Annotated in this window: 1 protein-coding gene; it reads left to right on the top strand. The window is 66.6% G+C overall.

What is annotated here, in order from left to right; translation table 11 throughout:
• A partial coding sequence (locus tag DN388_RS24740) for a VCBS domain-containing protein (protein WP_255002719.1) occupies positions 1–583 on the top strand: 583 nt, incomplete at both ends.

Genomic DNA, 583 nt, shown 5'->3' with positions numbered 1-583 from the left:
TGTCACCGACAGCAAGCTCGTCGCCTGCCCGGACGATGACATCAAGGTGTACGAGCGCGGGCTGGACCTGGTGCAGGACGCCTGGGACCTGGCGCCTGGCACGGTAGAAGGCAGCGCGCCGACCAGGGCCACGGAAACCTCGGTCGGCAACCTTCAAGGCCGGGTGGGCGGTGGCTCCGGTGCCCTGACCTACAGCCTGGAAGGCAGCGCCATCGGTAACTACGGGCAGATTCAGATCAACGCCGACGGCAGCTACAAGTACACCCTGACCTCGGCGCCGCACATCGGCAACGGCAACGACGGCGCCAACGTCGTGAGCACCGAGACCTTCACCTACAAGGCCACCGATGCGCTGGGCAACAGCGTTACCAGCACCATCGTGATCCATATCGTCGACGACATGCCCATCGCCGAATCGGACAGCGCCACGGTGATGGAAGGCGGTACGGTCACCGGCAACGTGCTGCTCAACGACATCCTGGGTGCAGACGGTGCAGCCCAGGGCGGTGCGGTGGTGGGTGTGCGGGCGGGCGCCGACACCTCCACCTCGGCCATTGGCTCGCTGGGCGTGAGCATCGCCGGC

The organism is Pseudomonas sp. S12(2018), from assembly GCF_024355235.1.
Taxonomy (GTDB): Bacteria; Pseudomonadota; Gammaproteobacteria; order Pseudomonadales; family Pseudomonadaceae; genus Aquipseudomonas; species Aquipseudomonas palmensis.
The sequence above is the reverse complement of the archived record's forward strand: the minus strand, read 5'-3'. Positions and strand labels throughout refer to the sequence as shown.